Annotated in this window: 21 protein-coding genes; 18 read left to right on the top strand and 3 right to left on the bottom strand. The window is 59.5% G+C overall.

Annotated features, from left to right (window positions below; all coding sequences use genetic code 11):
* Positions 1-48: 48 nt before the first annotated feature.
* Positions 49-789 (bottom strand): DUF2889 domain-containing protein, encoded by a 741-nt coding sequence (locus M6E97_RS19420; RefSeq protein WP_049311105.1) that lies wholly within the window; start codon positions 787-789, stop codon positions 49-51.
* A 106-nt stretch (positions 790-895) separates the two neighbouring features.
* Here M6E97_RS19420 and M6E97_RS19415 point away from each other — a divergent pair, with 106 nt between their 5' ends.
* Entirely contained in the window at positions 896-1,696 is an 801-nt protein-coding gene (locus tag M6E97_RS19415) for an SDR family NAD(P)-dependent oxidoreductase (RefSeq protein ID WP_049311106.1), read from the top strand.
* A 149-nt stretch (positions 1,697-1,845) separates the two neighbouring features.
* Here the strand turns inward: M6E97_RS19415 and M6E97_RS19410 are convergent, their stop codons facing one another.
* The gene (locus M6E97_RS19410; protein WP_033970230.1) at positions 1,846-3,477 is read right to left on the bottom strand and encodes an ATP-dependent acyl-CoA ligase; all 1,632 of its coding nucleotides are present in this window, start codon (positions 3,475-3,477) and stop codon (positions 1,846-1,848) included.
* A 178-nt stretch (positions 3,478-3,655) separates the two neighbouring features.
* Between M6E97_RS19410 and M6E97_RS19405 the strand changes: the two genes are divergently transcribed.
* From M6E97_RS19405 to M6E97_RS19340, 14 genes are all read left to right on the top strand, one after another.
* Entirely contained in the window at positions 3,656-4,387 is a 732-nt protein-coding gene (locus tag M6E97_RS19405; RefSeq protein ID WP_043158290.1) for a TetR/AcrR family transcriptional regulator, read from the top strand.
* A 378-nt stretch (positions 4,388-4,765) separates the two neighbouring features.
* A complete protein-coding gene (locus M6E97_RS19400) occupies positions 4,766-5,842 on the top strand; it encodes an amidohydrolase family protein (RefSeq protein WP_033970234.1) in 1,077 nt (358 codons plus the stop codon).
* Positions 5,842-6,696: a fumarylacetoacetate hydrolase family protein gene (locus M6E97_RS19395; protein WP_033970236.1), complete on the top strand. Its 855-nt coding sequence runs from the start codon at positions 5,842-5,844 to the stop codon at positions 6,694-6,696. Before M6E97_RS19400 ends, M6E97_RS19395 begins: the two co-directional genes overlap by 1 nt.
* 14 nt (positions 6,697-6,710) lie before the next feature.
* A complete protein-coding gene (locus tag M6E97_RS19390) occupies positions 6,711-7,616 on the top strand; it encodes a 3-hydroxyacyl-CoA dehydrogenase (RefSeq protein WP_033970238.1) in 906 nt (301 codons plus the stop codon).
* The gene (locus M6E97_RS19385; protein ID WP_033970239.1) at positions 7,613-8,788 is read left to right on the top strand and encodes a thiolase family protein; all 1,176 of its coding nucleotides are present in this window, start codon (positions 7,613-7,615) and stop codon (positions 8,786-8,788) included. Before M6E97_RS19390 ends, M6E97_RS19385 begins: the two co-directional genes overlap by 4 nt.
* 22 nt (positions 8,789-8,810) lie before the next feature.
* The gene (locus tag M6E97_RS19380; RefSeq protein WP_049311107.1) at positions 8,811-9,314 is read left to right on the top strand and encodes a carboxymuconolactone decarboxylase family protein; all 504 of its coding nucleotides are present in this window, start codon (positions 8,811-8,813) and stop codon (positions 9,312-9,314) included.
* Positions 9,315-9,476: 162 nt separating this feature from the next.
* Complete coding sequence (locus M6E97_RS19375; RefSeq protein WP_049311108.1) at positions 9,477-10,751, top strand: cytochrome P450; 1,275 nt, start codon at positions 9,477-9,479, stop codon at positions 10,749-10,751.
* A 149-nt stretch (positions 10,752-10,900) separates the two neighbouring features.
* A complete protein-coding gene (locus M6E97_RS19370; RefSeq protein ID WP_058187947.1) occupies positions 10,901-12,208 on the top strand; it encodes an amidohydrolase family protein in 1,308 nt (435 codons plus the stop codon).
* A gap of 99 nt (positions 12,209-12,307) precedes the next feature.
* Entirely contained in the window at positions 12,308-13,456 is a 1,149-nt protein-coding gene (locus tag M6E97_RS19365; RefSeq protein WP_033970243.1) for an acyl-CoA dehydrogenase family protein, read from the top strand.
* 2 nt (positions 13,457-13,458) lie between these two features.
* Positions 13,459-14,517: an acyl-CoA dehydrogenase family protein gene (locus M6E97_RS19360; RefSeq protein ID WP_049311140.1), complete on the top strand. Its 1,059-nt coding sequence runs from the start codon at positions 13,459-13,461 to the stop codon at positions 14,515-14,517.
* 7 nt (positions 14,518-14,524) lie between these two features.
* Complete coding sequence (locus M6E97_RS19355; protein WP_033970248.1) at positions 14,525-15,325, top strand: crotonase/enoyl-CoA hydratase family protein; 801 nt, start codon at positions 14,525-14,527, stop codon at positions 15,323-15,325.
* Positions 15,326-15,353: 28 nt separating this feature from the next.
* The gene (locus M6E97_RS19350) at positions 15,354-16,478 is read left to right on the top strand and encodes an acyl-CoA dehydrogenase family protein (RefSeq protein WP_033970251.1); all 1,125 of its coding nucleotides are present in this window, start codon (positions 15,354-15,356) and stop codon (positions 16,476-16,478) included.
* 18 nt (positions 16,479-16,496) lie between these two features.
* Positions 16,497-17,372: a cache domain-containing protein gene (locus tag M6E97_RS19345; protein ID WP_231278067.1), complete on the top strand. Its 876-nt coding sequence runs from the start codon at positions 16,497-16,499 to the stop codon at positions 17,370-17,372.
* An 86-nt stretch (positions 17,373-17,458) separates the two neighbouring features.
* Positions 17,459-18,379, top strand: coding sequence for a DMT family transporter (locus M6E97_RS19340; RefSeq protein ID WP_049311139.1), 921 nt, complete (start codon positions 17,459-17,461; stop codon positions 18,377-18,379).
* 28 nt (positions 18,380-18,407) lie between these two features.
* Here the strand turns inward: M6E97_RS19340 and M6E97_RS19335 are convergent, their stop codons facing one another.
* Positions 18,408-19,415: an amidohydrolase family protein gene (locus M6E97_RS19335; protein ID WP_033970253.1), complete on the bottom strand. Its 1,008-nt coding sequence runs from the start codon at positions 19,413-19,415 to the stop codon at positions 18,408-18,410.
* Between the two features lie 157 nt (positions 19,416-19,572).
* Between M6E97_RS19335 and M6E97_RS19330 the strand changes: the two genes are divergently transcribed.
* The 3 genes from M6E97_RS19330 to M6E97_RS19320 all read left to right on the top strand — a co-directional run bounded on the left by M6E97_RS19330 (position 19,573) and on the right by M6E97_RS19320 (position 22,237).
* Positions 19,573-20,412 (top strand): oxidoreductase, encoded by an 840-nt coding sequence (locus tag M6E97_RS19330; protein ID WP_049311138.1) that lies wholly within the window; start codon positions 19,573-19,575, stop codon positions 20,410-20,412.
* A gap of 96 nt (positions 20,413-20,508) precedes the next feature.
* The gene (locus tag M6E97_RS19325) at positions 20,509-21,300 is read left to right on the top strand and encodes a hypothetical protein (RefSeq protein ID WP_049311137.1); all 792 of its coding nucleotides are present in this window, start codon (positions 20,509-20,511) and stop codon (positions 21,298-21,300) included.
* Between the two features lie 385 nt (positions 21,301-21,685).
* A complete protein-coding gene (locus M6E97_RS19320; RefSeq protein WP_049311136.1) occupies positions 21,686-22,237 on the top strand; it encodes a hypothetical protein in 552 nt (183 codons plus the stop codon).
* The last annotated feature ends 435 nt before the right edge of the window (positions 22,238-22,672 follow it).

Here is a 22,672-nt window from a genome sequence, read left to right as displayed (position 1 = left end):
GTTGGCTTATCCCTTCTCCTGAGGGGAAAGGGGGGAGTGGCCGGCTGGTTACTCTCCGGCTAGCCAGTCTTGGTCGCCCGAGCATAGACGTGCTGCCGTGTCGCTGAAATCCCACGTTGAACCCTTGATCCGCAGGGCCTGCGCAGCCCGTGCCGGCTGCTGGCTAAAGCAGAGACTGGTGCTGGATGCATGGACCTGGGAGTCTAATGGATGCTGACGGCCAAGTGAGATCTGGGTACACCGGCGTAGCAGCAGCGCAGCTTCCGCATCCTCTTCGGGAAGGTGGCTAAGGGCCCAGCGAGCCATTCCTTTGCGCAGGTTTACCCCACAGTAGGGCGCTGGCCCTTGGATGATCGAGCCTCGTACGTCCCAGCTCAGCAGGAGCCTGCCATCACGAAGCAGTACCGGTGTCGTGTGTTCGTCGACGCGGTCCGGTACCTGGACATCGTAGCATCGGCGGAGCGTTCCACGGGCCGCGTTGGCGATGGCTAGGCCGGCAAGGTCTAGCAGGTGTGTGCATTGATGCTGGGCATCGGTCTGCCGGGTCACTGAATGGGCGATATGGCTGAGTGGCATGCCTATCAGTTGTTCCAACTGGCCGGACGCTTGTGGGCAGGCGGAGTAGGGGTAGCGCACGGCCTCCCCGCCGATCTCGCGTACCATGCCGTCACTATGGCGTAGCCAGACGCGGAAGTGATGGAAATCGTCCTCAAGAGCGGCCCGTACCTCTCGTGTTGCATCCTGTGGCGTAGAGACGATTTCCACTCGGCGGCGGAACATGTTGGTCATCGTTTTTTCCTTGCGTTGGTTTCCGCAGGTGCCTGGTCTTGCGGATTGAAGTATATTTGAACAGTATACTTAAAAGTGTTCATCTAAAAACAAGAAGGAATTCATTATGAAGCTATTGCACGAGCAGATAGCGCTGGTGACTGGAGCTGGTGGCGGTATTGGCCGCGGCGTGGCATTGAGCTTTGCCAAGGCCGGCGCCGCGGTCGTGATAGCCGAGCTGGACGAAGCCTCTGGCAAGGCTGTGGAAGACGAGTTGCTGGCGCTTGGCGCACGCGCGGTTTTCATCAAGACCGACGTGACCAGCAAGGTGGATATCGAGGCGGCTATCCGGGTGACAGTGGAGCGTTTCGGAGGGCTGGACATTCTGGTCAACAACGCGTTCGCCCCCACGCCCAATGTGCTGCTGGAGGAGAAGACCGACGAGATGCTAGCTCGGACCCTCGACTCCACCTTGTGGGCCGCTTGGTGGTCGATGAAGGCTGCGCTGCCGCACATGCGCGCGCGCGGCGGCGGCAAGATCATCAACTTTTACTCCATCGACACCGAGGTCGGTGCCTGGTTGCATGGTGACTACAACGCAGCGAAGGCGGGGGTCGTCGGCTTGACCCGCAGTGCGGCCTCGGAATGGGGACGCTTCAACATTCGTGTGAATGCCATCGCGCCTACTGCCATGGGGGCGACCTTCCATAAGCTGGCGGCGGAGAACCCAGGGTTTGCCGAACGTTCCGCCGCCCTGCGCCCGCTAGGGCGTTGCGGGGAGCCGGAGGAAGACATTGGGCCAGTCGTGGTGTTTCTGGCTTCTGAGATGTCGCGCTTCGTCACCGGCGAGACTCTCCATGTCGATGGCGGGCTGCACCTCCCCGGCTACAATTCCCGACCGGCCACCGTACCTGTGCGCGAGTACTGACGGAGGTATCGAGCGCGGCTAATGCCGCCGCGCTTTTTTCTGTAACACGGCGGCGAGGTCACTCAGGGTGAGCTGCAAGCCGGTGCTGTCGAGTGGATGGATAGCGAGCCCCGGCCAGCCCAAAAGCAAGGCCGGGGCTGCAGGGTGGGTCAGCGCTTGGCAACCTTGATCTCAGTGTCTTCCAGGTCCCAGGTGTCGGCTGTCTTGCCTTCTTCGCGCAGCTCATACTTCAGCACGCGCCCCTGCGGATTCTTCGGCAGGTTGGTGCGGAACTCAATATAGCGGGGCAGGGCGTAGTAGGGGACCGATTCGACAGCCCAGTTGAACAGCTCTTCCGGAGTCAAGCAGGCCCCTTCATGTAGCACTGCGGTCACCTTGACGTCGTCCTCGCCTTTGTCGGACGGCACGGCATGCACGGCAACCTCGGCCAGGGCCGGGTGCACAGCAAAGGCGGCTTCCATCTCGAAGCTGGAGATATTTTCACCACGGCGGCGCAGGTAATCCTTCTTGCGATCGACGAAATAGAAGAAGCCTTCGTCGTCGAACTTACCGATGTCGCCGGTGTGGAACCACATGTTGCGCATTAGCTTCAGGGTATCTTCGGGGCGATTCCAGTAGCCTTGGAACATGATATCTGGGCGCAATGGGCGGACGACGATTTCGCCGGGAGTGTTGGCGGGCAGCTCTTGATCATTGTCATCGACGATCCGCACGTCGAAGTCTGGGATGCGCTTGCCGGACGAGCCGGGCGCTGCGTATTCGCCAGCGGCCAGAGAGGTGACTACGCAAGCCTCGGTGAGGCCGTAGCCGTTTCCGCCGACCAGTTTGCTGCCGAAGCGTTCGCGCCAGATTTTCTTGGTTTCCTCGGTATAGGGGTTGCCGCGGGCAGTATGGATCTGACCATGGCAGCGCCTCATCGCTTCGTTGTCAGGGGCGTGAGCTAGCAGACCACCCATTCCGCCGAGGATAGAGGCAATAGTAGCGCCGGAACGTTCGACTTCCTGCCAGAAATTGGAGACCGAGAAGCGCGGCAGGATCGCTGCCCGCGCACCAACCAGGATGCTGGCGATGATGCTGACGCACAAGGCGTTCATGTGGAACAGCGGCAGGGGCGTGATGGTAACGTCGTTTTCGTTGGCCGGACCGGCTCGCAGCTGCAGGCGCGCCAGGTTGCACATGAAGTTGTAACTGATCATGCAGCCTTTTGAGGGGCCGGTGGTGCCAGAGGTATAGATCAGACAAGCCAAGTCGGAAGGTTCCGGCTTGACGCTTAGAGGTGTGTCGTCATTGCCACGGTGTTCATCCAAAGCGGCGATAGGAATGCGGCAGTCCTTCGGAGCAATGAAGTCACCCCGGCAGAGAATCCGGGTGACGTTAGTGAGCTGCTCGGCCAGCGAAGTGATGCGTGGCAGGTAGTCCGCTTCGCAGATGACCAGATGGGTTCCGGTGTCAGCTATCTGGTGACGGAGGAACTCGCCTTTGAGCGCGGTGTTTATCGGAACGCTAACTGCACGCAGCTTGTTGATCGCCAGCCAGCACACGACTGCGTCGATGTTGTTATCCAGCATTGTCAGCACGGTCTCGCCTGGTCGTACGCCGAGGTTCGAGAGTGCGTGGGCCATGCGCGTGGAAATCGAGTCGACTTCAGAATATGTGTATAACTTTCCGCTGAAATCCAGTAGGACTCGGTCTGGATGCTTCGCTGCCGCTCGTTCAAGCGCTGCGATGACAGTGTCTCGTTCCCCCATGGACCAGGTGTCCGGATGGCCTGTGCCGTTCATGTCTCGATCTCCTTGGAGCCTGTCCTGGTGCGGGCAGGCGATTTTATTTTGAAGAGAGAATGCCATTCTAGATTCAAATTTTACAGATGTCTCCAGTTAAAATTTGGACAGATTTTGCTAATAATGCCTATATCTTGTGCTAGGATTGCGCTCATTTATCCCATGAGAATCCTTGTCAATGACTTCGAAAGCCACCAGATCGAGCAAGGGCGCGAGTGACAAGCCCGTCAGAAAGAAGGCCAGTCCGGCGGAGAAACCTGCTGCCGTAACGAAAAGGCCTGTTCAGAAAAACGGTGTTGCCTCGTCGGCGAATGGCAAAGTAAGACCCAACAAGCGCTCCGAGGAGACCGTTACGAATATCCTGTCTGCCACCGAGGAGGTGGTGCTGCGTTCCGGTGCAGATCGGATATCGATCCTGGATGTTTGCCAGGTGGCTGGGGTGTCCCGGGGGACGTTCTATCGCTACTTCTCCTCCCAAGAAGACTTGCTGGATACCTTCTCTCGTCACAAGCGGGACAGCTTCCATGAGTCGCTGGCATTGGCGCTGGGGGATATTGCCGACCCCGACGCGCGTTTGAATGCGCTGATTGTCTACCTGGATAATTACCTTGAGCAGAGCCGCGCCCGACGTCTGCTTGTGGTGGCGCCCGACTACGCCCTGGGTTTCTTCCGACGGATATTCCATGATTCCATCGTGCGCTTTCAGGACCTGCTTGGGATCGTGTTCGATGAGTGGGATGCCCGGCTAGGCATCAAGATCGACAGGGAGCTGGTCTGCGAAATGATCATTCGCTATGTCCTGAGCGAGGTGCTCGTGCCTGAAGGGGTTAGTCGCCGTCTCCTGCCGGTACGTGTGCGGAAGCTCATCGTTGCCTTGACTGTCGGTTCCACCTCGCGCTCTCGCCGCTGATCGACCTTGCAGTCACCCTCTGCTAGGGGGAGGGGCTGGCCCCTTCCCTTCCCTTCCCCGTCCTCTCTGCTTTAGCCCCCGCTCTCGCTCAGTCGCATCCTTCCTATTCGATCCTGTCTTCCTCACCTTTTTCCTTTCCCATCCCTCCTAGAGCCGTTCTGTCACCGCTTGACTCGAAGGGGGCGGGGTAGGGGTTGTGTATTGTGATCTTAAAAATAAATTGAACAGATTTTTGATTTATGATCAATTTAAAATTATGCTTCGCCATGAAAGCGGGCCTGACGCGCATGTTGAGTGATGTGTACCCGGCTAGATCGGTTACATCACGAGCGTTGCGCTACACAAACATAAAAAATGCCACCCTGAGGTATCCAGATTATGCTCATCGATCTTCACGCCCATGCGCCGCATCCCGATTACTACGACCAACATCCCTACTGGGGGCCGGCCTTCGAGTTGCAATCCGATGGCGACATCAAGCTGCGAGTGGGTGACTGGATACTGACCCTGGGGGCTCCGGAGCGTAAGAAGGCCCTGCGCGAGGCGCATGCCCGTGGCGAAACGCTGAACGTGGCGGAATACATGGCGAAATGGCGTGATCCGAGCCATCGCCTCGCTGCGATGGATGCGGCGGGTCAGGCTGCTCAGGTGCTCTCGGTGCCGAGCCACTGCTACATGTACTGGGCGGAAGCCGAGTTCGCCGTGCCCTTTGCTCGCCGGGTCAATGATGCGCTGGCAAGTTACTGCTCCGCCGCGCCCAATCGCTTGATGTTCTGGGCCCACGCGCCACTGAATGTACCGCTCGAAGCGGCCAAGGAAATCCGTCGTGCCTGCACTGAACTGGGCGCCAAGGGTCTGGTTGCCGGTGGCTCTAACTTTGGCGGACTGGAATACGACTCACCCGAGCTAGATCCCGTGTGGGAGACGCTGTGCGACCTCGACCTGCCGATTTTCGTGCACGGCTACAACCAGTCCGTGACCTGGGGTAAGGACGCCAATACCGATCGCTATGAGACAACCGCGATCGTCGGTATGAACTATGACGAAACCAAGTGCTTCTGGTACCTGATCAATGGTGGTGTGCTGGATCGCTTCCCGAACCTGAAAGTCTACATCACCCATGGTGGTGGCTTCGTGCCCTATCAGTTGGGGCGCATGGCGCAGACCAATCCCAACCTCGACGTCTATCACAACAAGAAGCCATTCCTGGATTATCTGTCCAATTTCTATTTCGACGTGGAGTTGCACGAGCTCCCCATGCGTCAGGCCATGCTGGACGTAATTGGTGCTGATCGTGTGGTGTACGGCTCCAACTTCGGCGGTAGTGATGCGGTGCGCCATGACCTGACGGATGGGCTGCGTCTGTCCGACGAAGATCTGCAGAAGATCCGCTGGAAAAACGCCTGCGATCTCCTGCACCTGGATCCGACCAAAGTGGGCAAGGTGGGTGCCTGATGAAGCTGGCGCGCTGTTCCTATTTCCAGACGGGGCCCTTCTGGGCTGTCGTCGACCCTGAGCGCGACGAGGTTCATGCCATCGATGGGGAATTTTCCCAGTGGGCCCCTGCATTGGCCAGGGGGGCAGGTATCAGTGCCCTGCGCCTTTCCGGACCGTCGCTACCGCTGTCTAAGATGTGCCTGCTACCTCCGATAGAGCCGGTCAACCGGGTGGTGGTGGCGGGTGCAAACTATGCCAAGCACCTGGCTGACGACTTCGGTCTCGCCAGCCCTTCACAGCCAGTGGCCTTCCTCAAGGCCTACGGTGCGCTGATCGGCGCTAAAGACCCGATTCGCTATCCACCTTTGACCGAGGAGCTAGACCACGAGGTCGAATTGGTGGCAGTGATCGGTAGTTCGGAGATAGACCTCGATGACCCGCTGGCCAGCGTTCTGGGCTACACCGTTGGTAACGACGTCAGCGCACGGGACCTGCAGCGCAGTGGTCCGGCGGGTATCGGCATGGACCTGTTTGCGGCCAAGAGTCAGGACTGTACTACCGGGCTTGGGCCCTGGATCGTCACCAAGGACGAATTTCCAGCCGGCTCGCCTGAGCTGCGCCTAATCCTCAAGGTCAACGGCGAGATTCGACAAGACGGCTCAACTGCAGAGATGACCTGGGATGTTGGTCAACTGATTCGTTTTGTCCAGCAGCGATCCAGATTCGCCTGCGGTGACGTGCTGTTCACCGGTTCGCCGGCCGGTGTCGGCATGGGAACTGGCCGATTCCTCAATCCCGGTGATGTCGTCGAGGCAACCATCGAGGGCATAGGCACATTGCGCAACGTAGTGGGCAAGAAGTCCCGCGACTGAATCGAGAGCGAAGCATGAGCACTGATAAACAAGAAAAGATCGTGGTGGTGGGGGCTGGTCTGATGGGGACCGGTATTGCGCATGGGTTCGCCAGTTCTGGCTATCCCACCGTGCTGGTGGATACCAACCCTGAGTCGTTGTCCCGCGCCAGGGGCAATATCGGCAAGATCCTCGAGGATGGTGTATCTCTCGGCAAAGTCTCTGCTGAGTCGGCGCAAACATCCTTCGCGCGCCTGTCCACCAGTGGCGACTTGGCCGAGGCCGCGCAGGGGGCCGATTGGCTGGTGGAAACGGTTTCCGAGCGACTGGACGTGAAGAGGGCAGTGGTTGCCCAGGCCGAGCCGCTGCTCGCCCCCGGCGCAATCATCGCCACCAATACCTCGGCGCTGAGTGTGACCGAGATCGCTGCCACCCTAGCCTGCCCCGAGCGGGTCATCGGCATGCATTTCTTCAATCCGGTGCACAAGATGAAGCTGGTGGAGCTGGTTCGCGGTCTGGCGACCAGTGACGAGACGCTGGTGCGTACTCGTGGGCTGTGCGATGCCATTGGCAAGACCTCGATCGTTGTCAACGAGTCACCCGGACTGACCACTAGCCGGATGTCCGCATTGCTCGGCAACGAGGCGATGTACATGCTCCAGGAGGGCACGGCCAGTGCTGAGGATATCGACACGGCTCTGCGTCTGGGCTTCAACCACCCCATGGGGCCTTTAGAGCTGGGCGACCTGACCGGCTGGGATACCCGATTGTCTGTCTTGCGCTACCTGCATCAGACCTTGGGAGAGAAGTTCCGGCCCTGCCCGCTGATTATCAAGATGGTCGCCGCCGGGCGCTTCGGCCGCAAGACCGGGCATGGCGTCTATCGCTATGAGGATGGCAAGCGCGTACCGGGCTCCGGTCTCAAGGCGAGCGCACTATGAAAGACATCGTGATTGTCGATGCAGTGCGTACTCCGATTGGCCGTTTCCGCGGCGGCCTGGCCGGTGTGCGTGCCGACCACCTGGGAGCGCTGGTGATTGGCAAACTGCTGGAGCGCGTAGGTCTGTCGCCAACGCAGGTTGATGACGTGATACTCGGCTGCGTCACCCAGATCGGCGAACAGTCGGCCAACATTGCCCGAACCGCGTTGCTTGGTGCCGGCTGGCCGGTGGATATCCCTGGACTGACCATCGACCGCAAGTGCGGGTCGGGCGAGGTGGCGGTGCATGTCGCTGCTGGCGCCATCGTCGCCGGGGCCGTTGATATCGTGGTTGCCGGCGGTGCGGAGAACATGAGCCGTGTACCGATGGGGAGCAACCGCGAGATTCACGGCGAAGCATTTGGTTGGATGGCCGCCGAGCGTTATGAGCTGACCAGTCAGGGTGAGGCCGCCGAGCGTATTGCTGAGAGGTGGTCGCTCAGCCGTGACGAGTTGGACGACTACGCCTTCGTCAGCCATAGCCGGGCGGCCGCTGCGGCTGATTCCGGACATTTCGCCAATGAAATCGTAGAAGTGCCGGTCGAGGGTTTGCGCGAGCATGGGTTTAGCGAACCTGCAGCACCACTGCGGGCGGACGAGACCATTCGTCGTGACACGTCGCGGGCTAAGTTGTCGACTTTGAAGACCAGTTTCCGCCCCGAGGGCGGCCGCATCACCGCCGGAAACTCCTCACAGATTTCCGATGGTGCGGCAGCACTGCTGCTGATGTCGGCGGAAACTGCTCAGCGTCTGGGATTGAAGCCTCGGGCGCGGATTCGTGCATTCACCACGGTGGGGTCCGATCCGACACTGATGCTCACTGGCCCGATCGCAGCTACGTACAAGGTGCTGCAGAAAGCTGGCCTGGGAATTCGTGATATCAATTTGTTCGAGGTCAACGAGGCATTCGCTTCGGTACCGCTGGCCTGGATGCATGAAACTGGCGTCTCGCACGAGCGCCTCAATGTCAACGGTGGGGCCATCGCCCTGGGCCACCCGCTTGGCGCCAGTGGCGCACGGCTGATGACCACGCTGCTCAACGAGTTGGAGCGGCGTGATGCCCGTTATGGGCTGCAGGCGATTTGCTGTGCCGGAGGCATGGGGACCGCGACCATCATCGAGCGCCTTGGCTGAACAGATGGAGAGGGCTGCAGACATGGCGCGAATTTCCACGGTACCGCTAGAGGATATGCCGGCCGAGCTGCTCGAGGCGATCGTGCGGGGGCAGGAAACCCGCATGCTCAGTTCGACAAGGCCGATTCAGGTCTGGGCGCATCGCCCTGGTCTGGCCCTGGCCTGGCTGGAACTGATGGCCGGCTTCTATCGGGACAGCTTGCTGGGCGAGCGCTTGCGCGAGCTGTTGCGGCTGAAGATCGCCAGTATCACCACCTGTCAGGCGTGCCAGTTGGCGCGCAAGTCCGATGAGGTCAGCGAGGACGACATTGCCTGCTTGGCGATCGACAGCGAGCGCTTCAGTCCTGCGGAGCGGGCCGCTCTGCGTTTTGCCGAACTGTTTGCCGGTGACTACATGGCCATCGACGACGGGCACTACGCGCGAATGTCTGAATTCTTCAGCCCGGCTCAGGTGACGGAAATCAATCTCTATTGTGCCCTGATGCTGGCCGGTGGGCGTATGACTTACGTCCAGCAGGCTTACTGAGTGCGTCTCTCAAACGCCTGGGCTGGACATTTCTTTTCTTGATTTCGGACAAAATGTAAAAAATCGTTCAGATTTTTGCGTGGCGTGCCTAATATGCCCGATACGGCGTGTCTCTCGCAGGACCACGCATACCGGCTACATACAACAAGAAAGGAGATGTCCATGTCCGCCCCGATCCAGAGCAACTTGGAGCAAGTCTTCGCCAATGTCGCGAGCAACTACCGAGGTGCCGATATCGATCTGCACGCGGTATATCGTGAGATGCGCGAGAAATCCCCGGTTCTCCCAGAGAACTTCATGGCGCGCCTTGGCGTTCCATCGATTGCCGGACTTGATCCTGACCGTCCGGTATTCACGCTGTTCAAGTACGACGATGTCATGGCTGTGATGCGCGACGCCACGAACTTCACCAGTGGCTTCATCGCCGAAGGGCTAGGGGCGTTCTTCGATGGCCTGATTCTCACCGCTATGGATGGAGGTGCGCACAAGAACATCCGCAGCCTGTTGCAGCCGGTGTTTATGCCCGAGACGGTAAATCGCTGGAAGGAAACCAAGATCGACCGGGTCATCCGCGATGAGTACCTGAAGCCCATGGTCGCCAGCAAGCGTGCGGACCTCATGGAGTTCGCCCTGTACTTCCCCATTCGCGTGATCTACTCGCTGATCGGCTTCCCCGAGGACCGCCCTGAGGAGATCGAGCAGTATGCTGCCTGGGCGCTGGCTATCCTGGCTGGCCCGCAGGTTGACCCCGAGAAGGCTGCTGCCGCACGCGGCGCGGCGATGGAGGCCGCCCAGGCTCTATACGACGTGGTCAAGGTGGTCGTGGCGCAACGTCGTGCCGAAGGCGCTGCGGGCGATGATCTGATCAGCCGCCTGATTCGGGCCGAGTACGAGGGGCGCTCGCTTGATGATCATGAGATCACCACTTTTGTCCGTTCGCTGCTACCGGCGGCCAGCGAGACGACCACTCGCACCTTCGGCACCTTGATGACTCTGCTGCTGGAGCGGCCGGAGTTGCTCGCGCGTATTCGCGAGGACCGCAGCTTGGTCCCCAGGACCATCGACGAAGCGGTGCGCTACGAACCGGTAGCCACCTTCAAGGTGCGCCAGGCGGCCAAGGATGTCGAAATTCGCGGTGTGGCCATTCCCAAGGGGGCCATGGTCTCGTGCATTGTCACCTCTGCCAACCGCGATGAGGATGCGTTCGAGCGGGCCGATAGTTTCGACATCGACCGCAAGGCCAAACCGTCATTCGGCTTCGGCTTCGGTCCGCATATGTGTATTGGCCAGTTCGTCGCCAAGACGGAAATCAACTGTGCGCTCAATGCTGTCCTCGACCTGATGCCGAACATTCGTCTCGATGTCGACAAACCGGCTCCGCAAATTATCGGAGCGCAATTGCGTGGCCCCCATCACCTGCATGTGATCTGGGATTGAGGCATGCGCCCAGCGCTTTGCGGGGCGCGCCATGGTGCTCCTGGCAGAGGAGTTAATTGAACATTTTTAAATAAAGTGTTTAATTTATTTCGGGCGTGCACTATGATCAGGGGCACATCAGGAACCCGTAAGCCAAGGGGAAAACAACAATGAAGATTGAAGATCTGATTCTCGTCAGCGTTGATGACCACGCGATCGAGCCGCCGAATGCCTTTGCACGCCACATGCCGGCCCGCTTCAAGGGGCGCGAGCCCCACGTCGTCAAGCGCGGAGAGCGCGATGTGTGGGTCTTCGAGGAGCAGGCCACCGGTTACATGGGGCTCAATTCGGTGGTAGGCCGGCCCAAGGAGGAGTACGGCATGGAGCCGCTGGGCTATGAGCAGATGCGTCGCGGCACCTGGAATATCAGGGACCGTGTGGACGACATGAATGCCAATGGCGTACTCGGTTCGCTCTGCTTCCCGACCTTCCCCGGCTTCGCCGGCCAGCGCTTCCAGGTACATGCGGACCGTGACGTGTCCCTGGCGGCCATTCAGGCTTACAACGACTGGCACCTGCATGACTGGTGCAACGCCGCCCCGGGACGCTTCATTCCTCTGATGCTAGTACCTTGGTGGGACATGCAGGCCGCTGCTGCAGAGGTTGCACGTCTGGCTAAGCAAGGCGTGCATGCCCTGTCGCTGTCGGACAATCCCGCGATTCATGGTTACCCGTCGATCCACAGCGACTACTGGGATCCGCTGTGGAAAGCCTGTTCTGACTACAACGTAGTGATCTGTTGTCACATTGGCACGGGCGTCAAGGCAGAGCACGCTTCCGACTTGTCTCCGATCGATGCCTGGATCACCTCAATGCCGATCTCCATCGCCAACTCGGCGGCCGATTGGATTTGGGCGCCGATGTGGAAAAAATTCCCGAAGCTGCGCATGGCTCTTTCTGAGGGCAGTATCGGCTGGATCCCTTACCTGCTGGAGCGCGCTGATTTCACTCATCGCCATCACAACGCCTGGACCAACTCCAACTTCGGCGGGCAGATGCCCAGCGACATCTTTAAGAAGCATTTCATCACCTGCTTCATCGAGGATAACTTCGGGCTGCAGAACCTGAAGTTCATGAATGAAGAGATGGTCACTTGGGAAAGCGACTACCCGCACTCCGACTGCACCTGGCCGAACTCGCCGGAAACGGCCTGGGAGGGCCTGAGACACTTGCCCAAGGAGACCATCGACAAGGTCACTCACCTCAACGCCATGCGCGAGTTCTCCTACGACCCGTTCGCGATCCTTGGTCGCGACAACTGCACGGTCGGTGCCCTGCGCGCCCAAGCTGCGCACGTGAAGACCGAGCCGGCTCTGGGTCTCGGCGGCGCCGACCACGGACGTGCCGACGGAAAACCTGTCACTTCCGGCGATATTAATGCGATGTTCGCTAAGGCAGACGCTGGCACCGCTCTCTGATAAGGCACCTGCCAGCCCTCTTCCCTGTGTCGGAAGAGGGCTGGCAGGTTTCGGATCACCTTTCCGTGATTGGCCTTGTGCCCCATTTCGAGAGTTCGCATGTCTATCGCTCAATTCACTTACAGCAAGATTCCCCTTGAGGCGGAGTCGCTCCGTCACGAGGTGCGGGCATTTCTCCAAGACCGTCTTGGCGATTATCCACCGACTGCTATGGCGCAATCCTGGATGGGTTTTGACGCGAGGTTCAGTCGCCAACTCGGCGCCCAGGGGTGGGTCGGTATGGCGTTGCCCAGGCGCTATGGCGGCAGTGAAGCCGGCCCTTTCTCGCGCTACGTGATCATCGAAGAGTTGTTGGCAGCCGGCGCGCCGGTATCGGCACACTGGATTGCCGATCGGCAGAGCGGCCCGCTGATAAATCGTTTCGGGAGTGAGGCGCAGAAAGAGTATTACCTGCCGCCGATCTGCCGCGGCGAAAGCTACTTCTGTATTGGCATGAGCGAGCCGAACTCCGGCTCCGACCTGGCGTCGATCAAGACCTCAGCTCGCCGCAATGACGGCGGTTGGCTGCTCAACGGGCAGAAGGTGTGGACCACAAACGCCCAGCACTCGCATTTCATGATTGCACTGGTGCGCACCGGCGAGAAACAGGCGGCGCGCCATGAGGGCATGTCGCAGTTCATCGTCGATCTGAGTCTACCGGGGGTCACCGTCCGTCCTATCCGCGACCTGGCCGGTGGCGAGCATTTCAACGAGGTGTTCTTCGACAACGTTCAGCTCGATGCGGATGCGCTGATCGGTACCGAAGGCAAGGGCTGGGAGCAGGTCACCGCCGAACTGGCTTTCGAGCGTAGCGGTCCGGAACGCTTCCTCAGTTGCATGGCCTTGCTTACAACACTGGTCGATGCGCTGGGTCATAGCCCGGATGCCCTGCAGTGCCGCGAGATCGGTCGCCTCACGGCTAAGTTACTGACCTTGCGCAACATGTCGCTGGCAGTCACTGCGCAACTGGCTGCCGGCGAGCATCCGACCTGGGCTGCTTCCTGCGTCAAGGATCTGGGAAATCTATTTGAGCAGGAACTGCCCGAGGTTGCCCAACTCCTGCTCGAGGCCGAACCTCGCCTGGTTGGCGGTAGCGAGCATGCCCGGGTTCTGGCCTATCTGATGCAGATGGCGCCTTCCTTCTCTCTGCGCGGCGGTACCCGCGAAATCCTGCGCGGCATCATCGCGCGCGGCCTGGGGTTGCGATAACTATGCGAGAACTATTCGAATCAACCATCGAGCGCCTTTTCGGCAACTTAGCCACGCCGGAATACGTGCTCGGCTGCGAGGGTGGTGTGTGGCCGGCCGAACTCTGGAGCGTCCTGAAGGACTCCGGTTTCAGCCTGGCTGCCGTACCCGAAGCCCTGGGTGGTGCCGAGGCGGGGTGGGCTGATCTCTATGTGCTGGCACGTGCCGCCGGCCGTTTTGCTGCACCAATCCCCCTAGGGGAAGCGCTACTTGCCAACTGGCTGCTTGGCAAGGCCGGGCTCGAGGGGCGTGGTGATGTCCTCAGCTTTGCCGCCAGCGCCCAGCTCAGCCTACGGGGCGACAAGGTGGATGGCCTTGTGCATGACGTGCCTTGGGGCCGGCATACCGATGCCGTGGTGGCCATTGCTGATGCCGCCGATGGCCCACGTGTGGTCCTGTTGGATCGTACCGCGGCGGTCGCACAGTTCCTGGCCCTGAATGTGGCTGGCGAGCCGCGCGATGGTTTGCGCTTCAGTTCGGCTCCGGTGCTTGCCAGCGCGCCACTGCCCACGGGAATGTCAGGTGATGTCCTGCTACTGGGGGGAGCGCTGCTGCGTTCCGCGCAAATCGCTGGGGCCTTGCGAGCGCTGCTGGAAATGACCTCCGGCTACGCTTGCGAACGCCACCAATTCGGCCGTCCGATCGGTGCCTTTCAGGCTATCCAGCAACAGCTCGCGGTATTAGCTGAGCAGGCGGCGGCCGCTGGTGTCGCAGCGGAGGCCGCCTTCGTCGAGTCGGACAGCGCTTTGGCCGCCCTCAGTATTGCTGTTGCGAAGGTCAGTACCGCCGAGGCCGCCAGCGTCGGCGCCGGTATCGCCCATTCCGTGCACGGTGCCATCGGCTTTACCCAAGAGTACTCGCTGCACCTGTTGTCTCGTCGCCTGTGGGCCTGGCGTAGCGAGTTCGGCTCGGCCAGTCTGTGGAGTCAGCGTATCGGTCAACTGGCCTGCGCCGCTGGCGGCCAAGGCTACTGGCCGTTGCTTACAGGGCACGCAGCCCAATCACTACCTGAACTCGGGTGACTACAGCATGAATCCCTTTCTGCAGATCGAGCGGGACGGCGCTATCGTCACCGTACGCATGAACCACCCGGAAACCCGCAACGCGCTGACCTCGCCGGAGCAAATCCAAGAGTTCGTCGACCTTTGCGCCGAACTGCGTCGGGATCACTCGGTGCGGGTCATGGTGCTTACCGGCAATGGCAGCGCCTTCTGCGCCGGTGGCAATGTCAAGGACATGCGCAGTCGCGAGGGGATATTCGCCGGGTCCCCTTACGAACTGCGTAATACCTATCGTGATGGTATCCAGCGCATCCCGCTGGCGTTGTACGAACTGGATGTCCCGGTGATTGCCGCCATCAACGGCCCGGCGATAGGTGCTGGACTAGACCTGGCTTGCATGTGCGATGTCCGACTGGCGTCGACCACGGCACTGTTCGCGGAAAGTTTCGTCCGACTGGGGATTGTCCCGGGCGATGGGGGGGCCTGGTTGCTGCCACGCATCATCGGCATCCCCAAGGCAAGTCTGATGGCCTTCACCGGTGACACCATCAATGCCGCCAAGGCGTTGGAGTGGGGGTTAGTGGAACAGGTCTGCACCCACGAGGCGCTCCAGGCCGAGGCTCTGTCGCTTGCACAGCGCATCGCTGGCAATCCGGGGCATGCGCTGCGTCTGTGCAAGCGGTTGCTGCGAGAGGGCCAGCACCTGCGCCTCGATTCGCTGCTGGAGCTGTCCGCCGCATACCAGTCGCTGGCCCACCACACGGAAGACCACCGGGAAGCGGTCTCCGCATTCTTGGACAAGCGCAAGCCGGATTATCTGGACCGTTGAGAAGACCGACTGAATTGGAGTGATAGTTATGCGTGGTGTTTTTCGTGAAGACCATAACTTGTTCCGCGAGCAGGCGCGACGTTTCGTCGATCGCGAGATCGTGCCTCATCTGCATGAGTGGGAAAAGAATGGCATCGTGCCCAAGGATGTCTGGCTGAAAGCGGGCGAGACCGGGCTGCTGTGCTCCACGGTGCCGGAAGAATATGGCGGCTCCGGTGGCGATTTCGGCCACTCCGCAGTGATGATCGAAGAGTTGGCCAGGGCCAATGCGACTGCCGTGGGTTTCACCACTCACTCGGAGATAGTCGCACCCTACATCGTCGCCTATGGCAGCGAAGAGCAGAAGCAGAAGTGGCTGCCACGGATGGTCAGTGGCGAGCTGATTGGCGTGATCGCCATGAGCGAACCGGGCATCGGCAGCGACCTACGCTCGATGCGCACACTGGCACGCCGCGATGGCGGAGACTACATCGTTTCTGGACAGAAGACCTTCATCACCAATGGTGGTAATGCCGGACTGGTAGTCACTGCCACCAAGCTCGACCCGGCGGCCAAGGAACTGACCTTGATCTGTATCGAGGAAGAGCGCAAGGGCTTCTCCAAGGGGCGCTTGCTGGAGAAGATTGGCCTCAAGGGGCAAGATACCGCCGAGCTGTTCTTTGACGAGGTGCGGGTGCCGGCTAGCAACCGCCTGGGCGAGGAGGGGCAGGGATTCAAGTATCTGACCCACCAGTTGGCCTGGGAGCGTCTGATCATCGCCATCCGTGCGGCGCAGTCGATCCATACCCTGCTGGAAGAAACCATCGAATACACCCGCGATCGTAAGGTATTTGGAAAGCCGGTACTGGATTTCCAGAACACCCGTTTCAAGCTCGCCGAGGCCAAGGCGCAGGCGACCATGCTGCGGGTTTTCGTCGACGACTGCCTGGCCAAGGTGATGCGTGGTGAACTACCGGCGGATGTCGCCGCCATGGCCAAGTTGCTCGGTTCGGAGATGCAGGGCAAGTTGCTCGACGAGTTCCTCCAGTTGCACGGTGGCTACGGCTTCATGAGCGAATACAAGGTCAGCCGCGCCTGGGTGGATGCACGGGTTGCACGCATCTATGGCGGCACCTCTGAAATCATGAAGGAAATCATTGGACGTACCCTGTGATCGGAGGGCTTCGCGCCAATGACCTCCAAGTTGTCTATCTTTCGCCATGTCTTGCTACTGCTGCTCGGTATGCTTTACCTGTCCAGCGCCCTGGCCCAGGACGAAGGAAATTATGCGGCGGAGGCCACGCAGGCCAATCGTCTGTTGGAACGGGCTGTTGCCTACTACCGGGCAAAGGGGGAGGCTGCTTTTGCGGCCTTCAGTCGTCAGGGAGAGTTCATCGATGGCCAGCTCTATGTCTATGTCGTCGACACTAGTGGCGTGATGTTGGCCAGCGGCGGGCCGTCGGCGAACCTGGTGGGGCGCAATATCGGTGGCGTGCTCGACGCTGAATTGAACAAGTCCTTCAAGGCTGCGTTGGCGTTGCCAGAGGATGGTGAAACCCATACCGCCGACTACCACTGGGTGAACTGGGTTGATGGCAAGGCCGAGCGCAAACGAGTGTTTTTCAGGCGCGTTGGTGAGCGGATCTTCGCGGTTGGCTATTACATGCCTCGCTCCAGCAAGCAGGAGGCTATCCAACTGTTAGCGCGCGCGAGTGCCGCGATGGCAGCCAACCCCGCGAAGGTGATCGAGCAGGTCAACAGCCTGGACGTGGAGTTTATCCGTGATGACCTGTATGTATTCATCGTCGATCTGGATACTTTGAAGTTCAGCGCCCACGGTTACAACCTGCGCCTGGTTGGCACTCAATTCCGTGCCTTGCAGTCCGCCGACCAAAAGCGGATCGGTATACAGATGCTCGAGGCACTGAAGAAGGGCGGTGGATATGCAGAGGTGAGCTATCTGTGGCGCAACCCTGCGAACAGCCGCCTTGAGCAGAAGAACACCCTGCTTCGCCAGGTAGGGCGATATGCCGTGGCGGTCGGCTATTACGTACGCCCTGAGACCTGAAGGGCATTGTCGTACGCGAAGCGGGGAGCCTGTCTGGATGTGCGCTGGTTTCCAGTGACGCCCGGGTTCGTTAGGACGGATGACTCATGATCTATCTGCTCCCCATTCTAGCGTCGCTGATCTGGGCCGGTAGCACGGTAGTCAATCGACTGGCCGTCGGTGCTATCGAGCCGGCGGCCATTTCCTTCTATCGCTGGCTCCTAGCGCTCATCGTGCTTAGTCCCTGGCTGCTGCCCAGGGTCTGGAAGCAGCGGCGGTTGATCCGCCGGCACTTCTGGCAGCTTTTTGCCCTTGGAGTGCTGGGTATGGCTCTGTATCAGTCGCTGGCCTATTTCGCCGCGCATAAGGTTTCTGCCACCTCGATGGGCCTTATTCTGGGCACCATGCCGTTGCTGACCACACTGCTGGCATTACCGTTGATGGGGGTACGGCCGACGCGTACTGTCTGGCTCGGTTGTCTGGTTTCATTCTGCGGGCTCGCCCTGCTTATCAGTGCCGGACGGCCGAGTCGGCTGTGGCGAGAAGGCATGGGCTTGGGCGAGTTCCTCATGCTCATGGCGTCGCTGTCCTATGCGGTCTACTGCCTGCTGCTCAAGCGCTGGCGATTGCCGATAGCGACTTGGGAATCACTCTATGTGCAGGTTTTCTGTGGCTTGATCGTGTTGCTACCAGCGTTCCTGCTGACCCCTTCGGTACAACTGACAGCACGCAACTTGCCGTTGGTGGCTTATGCCGGTTTGTTCGCGTCGGCGCTGGCGCCTGGGCTTTGGAACCATGCGCTTGGGGAGATTGGAGCGGAGAAAATTGCGGTGTTCATGAACCTCACGCCATTGTTCACCGGCTTGCTGGCAGTGCTACTGATGGGCGAGGAACTGCATGGCTATCACGCTATTGGTGGCGGCCTGATTCTGTTTGGCATCGCTGTGGTGCAGGGACTCGTACCGATGTCGCGCAGTGGGACCAGGAACGGTACGGGAGGTACGGGACCCAGGTGCTCCAACACCTGAGCCCGCCTCGGGATGATCAGCGGCTGGCCTAGGGTTCCAGTTTGAGCAAACGGATCGCATTGCCACTGCGAATCTTCTCCCGGTCATCTTCGCTCAAGCCCAGGTTCTCGGTGAGGTCGCCATGGGCATAGGCTCCCCCGAAGTTAGTGCCGTAGACCAGCCGATCCACACCGACGACCTCCACCACGCCACGGCGCAGGCCTGGCGCATGAACGTCGAGGTCAAAGTAGAAGTTGTCCAGGTAGTCCATCAATGGCCTGCGGTTGCGGGCGTCCGGTGCCATGGCCTGATTCAGTTCGCTGAGGCGGCCGAGCTGAAACACCGCCATACCGCCAGCATGGGTGATGTAAGCCTTGAGCTTGGGAAACGCATCCAGCGCACCACCGCAGATCAGGTACCAGAAGAACAGCGTTTCATCGACGCAGTCACCAACGATCGAGGTGGTCTCGAACTTGTCGTCGGTGTGCTTCTCGCCCCAGTAGATGGACTGGTTGAAGCCGTGCACCATGATAGGCACATCCAACTGCTCGATTTTCTCCCAGACCGGAAACAGGCGTTCGTCATGGGTCTCGATACCATTGAAATTGGTACCGCCGACACAGACCCCCTTGGCGCCTAGGTGCTGGACAGCGCGCTCGATCTCCCTTGTCGCTGTTTCCGGTTCGGCCAGGTTTGCATGGCACCAGAAGTCGAAATGCTGCGGATCCCGACGGCAATAGGTGGCCATCTCGTCATTGCATATGCGTGCGTATTCGCTCCCGAACTCACCTGCCCAGTACATGAATGCATGAGAGGGTGCAGAGACTACCAGTTTGTCTACGCCGCGCTCGGCCATCAGACGCCGGCGGCTTTCATGGGTCATGCGAGCTAGTAAGTTGGCTTCTGCTTCCTCGTCGCTTTGCGCTTTGGACGGCTGCTTGGTGCCCAGGGAAAAGTGACCGACGGTGAAGCCTGTGGTCTTCATGAAGGGACCCCAGAACTCATGGCGGTTCAGCATTCCCTTTGTCACGAGGTGAGCATGGATATCGATCAGCACGGTGTAGTCCTCAGGGGGAGTTGCAAGGCAGTGACACGGTTTTATGAAATCTTATTTGAACATAAATGTAAAATTTGTTCATATGATTTCCAGGCAATCATCAAGCCAGCCTTCGACATTGGCTGGCCCAGCAATCCATCGAGCCCGGAGAACAACAATGAGGAAGACTTGGTTCGTCACGGGGGCCACTCGTGGTCTCGGCGAGGCCATTGCCAGAGCAGCGCTGGAGGCAGGTGACAATGTCGTTGCGACAGGACGCCATCTGACTCGTCTCGAGCGGGCGTTCGAGCCCTTTGCCGAGCGTGTACTGGCTCTGCAATTAGATGTCACCGAAGCTGGCCAGGCGGCGACCGTGGTTGAGGCAGCAGTACAACGTTTCGGGCGTATTGATGTTGTCGTGAATAATGCGGGATATGGCCAACTGGGTCCCTTCGAGGAGAACGACGCCGGAGCTGCAGAGCGGCAGTTCGCAACCAATGTCTTCGGTCTGTTCCATGTCTGCCGTGCAGTGCTGCCAACGTTGCGCCGACAGCGTAGTGGACACATCTTCAATGTTTCCTCCATTGCTGGTGTGACCGGCATGGCTGGTGCGGCGCTGTATTGTTCGGCGAAGTTCGCTGTGGAGGGGTTTTCCGAATCCCTTGCCCAAGAAGTGGCGCAGTTCGGCATTCGCGTAACCCTGGTCGAGCCAGGCGCCTTTCGTACCGACTTTCTCGATGGCAGTTCGGCTGCTTTGGGCAGCATCAGCCTGGAGGACTATGCTGAGCTCAGTCGTCGTATCAAGGCGTCGTCGGCGGCTAACAATCACCAACAGAATGGTGATCCCGCCAAGCTAGGTGCGATGCTTGTGAGACTGGCCGGTGAAGAGCATCCGCCGCTGCGCTACCTGGCCGGTTCCGATGCCCTGCAGGTAATGACAGGAAAACTGGCGGCGTTGAGTCGCGAAGTGGAGCAGTGGCGCGATTGGTCGGCATTCACCGACGGAAATTTCAGCTGAGCCTAGGGAAATCGTTGAGGGTAGGTTCAGCTCTGCCTGGGGCCGGACATTGCCATTGGGTCGAAGGCATCACAGGATTTGTGAAGGAACTTCTACTTGAATCGCGATAACAAGAAAGACAATCGGTTTCAGAGTTACCTGTTGATATTGATGCTGCTGGCTTGTGCCAGGGGAGAGGCTCTGGGAGCACAGGACCGACAGGCGTTGCATGAGATGCGTACTCTGGCGATCCGGGCAGCTGTCAATGCGCTGCTCTACTACAACCTCAATGGCTCCCCCTATGAGGCAGAGAACATCGAGGTCTCCACCCGTGCAATGGGACGCTTGCACGAAATGGCCACGCAAGTGGGGGATGCGTCTCTAATTGAGCAGGTACGCCGGTTTGACAATGCGGTTGTCGAACTGAAGCACCTGCCACAAAGCGTCGCTGACGCTCGCAAGGTTCAGGCAGCTTATTCCCGTTGGTTGCCCGCTGTCGTTGAGGGGTATTCCAACCTGGAAAGGTCACTGACCGAGCACTACGACGCTGCTCCTGATCCGGGGCAAGTGCAAGACGGACTGCACGAGCTCAGTCAGAATATCGGGCAGATGTTGATCTCCTACCAACTGGCGTCCTTTCCGAACTTCGGCGGCGACGTCTGGATTCTCGACGATCAAGCTCTCGTCTCGCTGGATGGCAGTATCGAACGGCACTTTGCTGAGTTATCCGCGCGCGGCCACGATCTGTCCACGACTCTGAACGCTCCACTGAGTGACTACCATTTCGTGCGTCCGCGCCTTCTAGAGTCGTCTGGGCACTGGGCGCCGAATGCGGTAGAACGGTACCTGATGAAAGCGATGACCGCCCTTGATGATGAAGTGCGGCGCTTGGGGACGACGCCCAGATAATTCGCGCGTGTAGTTGCTTGGTCCTTAGAAGCCGGAAATTATCCTACGGGGGACTGTAATCATGTTTGCGCATTTGAGTGAGGGCACCAATGACCTGGTAAATGCGCGCCTTCTACAATCGCTGTTCGCCATCCACATGCGACGTTGAAATCATGCAAAGGCGAACTCCCCCGCCCGGAACAAGCTTTGCTTCTCGGAAGTATTCGCTGAGAAACGTGTGTCGATGGACTGGCACGGATTGGTCCTGAACTGCGTGCTGAGTAATCTGATGGTGGCGTAATGCCTTACCCCACGATACCATCGCACCCAGCCTGGTTCGGAGTCGCTCAGGCCTCATTCGGTAATCCGGCGTCCGCTCAATATATTTCAAGGAACAGACAGCAGCATGGAAAGCTGGGGTAGGGGAAAAACCCGATGGGTCGACTATTACGCTTCATTCGAAACCGTCGTTAGTGATTCCGAGGCCCCCGGTGATCTCGCCACCGTGGTCATTGACGCTATACCCAAATCCGCCGCCACAGCCCTCAAAACGCTCGAGCGCGAAAGGGTTGTCGAAGATCTGGATCATCACTTCCCAGTTTTCCTGCTGACGGCCACTCTGGAGTCGGAGCGAGCCGAGGCCTTGGTGGACAGTCCCGGCTGGCTCGAACTGTCGATTGGAACCGATCGCTTTGGCGAAGAAGACAGTTTCGAAGCCTCGGCGATTTCCTTCGAAGGGGATGAAGACGGTGCTCGAACGTCATTTTGGGTGAAGGTAAAATCCACTTCGGTGGCGAAGCGCAATTTGAATGCGCTCGCAGCGCTCGCTGAGTTGCCGGCCGTTGCCGACGCTAACGCTTCGAGCCTGGTCGTCTTCGACTGTGGAGGAAAAATTCGCGGCGTAGCTGTCTACGATGTGGGGCAGGCAGAACTTCTGCGCCTTGGTAGACGCGTTTGAGCATCCCGTTGTTTTCTTCGATCTCGGTTGGCCGCTGTCCTTTAATGGTAAGTCTCGCCGTCTGCCCGGGCCGTTCAATCCCTTTATTCCAGCTCGCCGAGGCAGCGGTCCCAGCCAGTCATTCTGTCTCATCTCGATTGGGACCACTGGGGATTTGCGTTCCACTCCGGACGAGCTCTGTTTGACCCACAGCGTTGCCATTGGCGCTCAGTCGTCAAGTACAAGGATGAGGCCCTTCGCAGGCCCTGGCTGATGCGGCGTCCGCGGTGTCACCGACACAAACTTGGCCCAAGTCACATCCACTTCGTTTTGACGCTGAGCCGCACCACCCTTTCCGACGGCAGCCCCGCTCTGACTTTTTGGCCGGCCAAACGAGCCAGGCTGGACTTCACCCACTACACCGTCGTACGTTGCAGCCCGTCGCAACGGCGCGAG

Source organism: Pseudomonas sp. B111 (genome assembly GCF_026428275.1).
GTDB lineage: Bacteria > Pseudomonadota > Gammaproteobacteria > Pseudomonadales > Pseudomonadaceae > Pseudomonas > Pseudomonas aeruginosa.
Note: the sequence above shows the minus strand (reverse complement) of the source record. Positions and strands in the feature narration are given on the sequence as shown.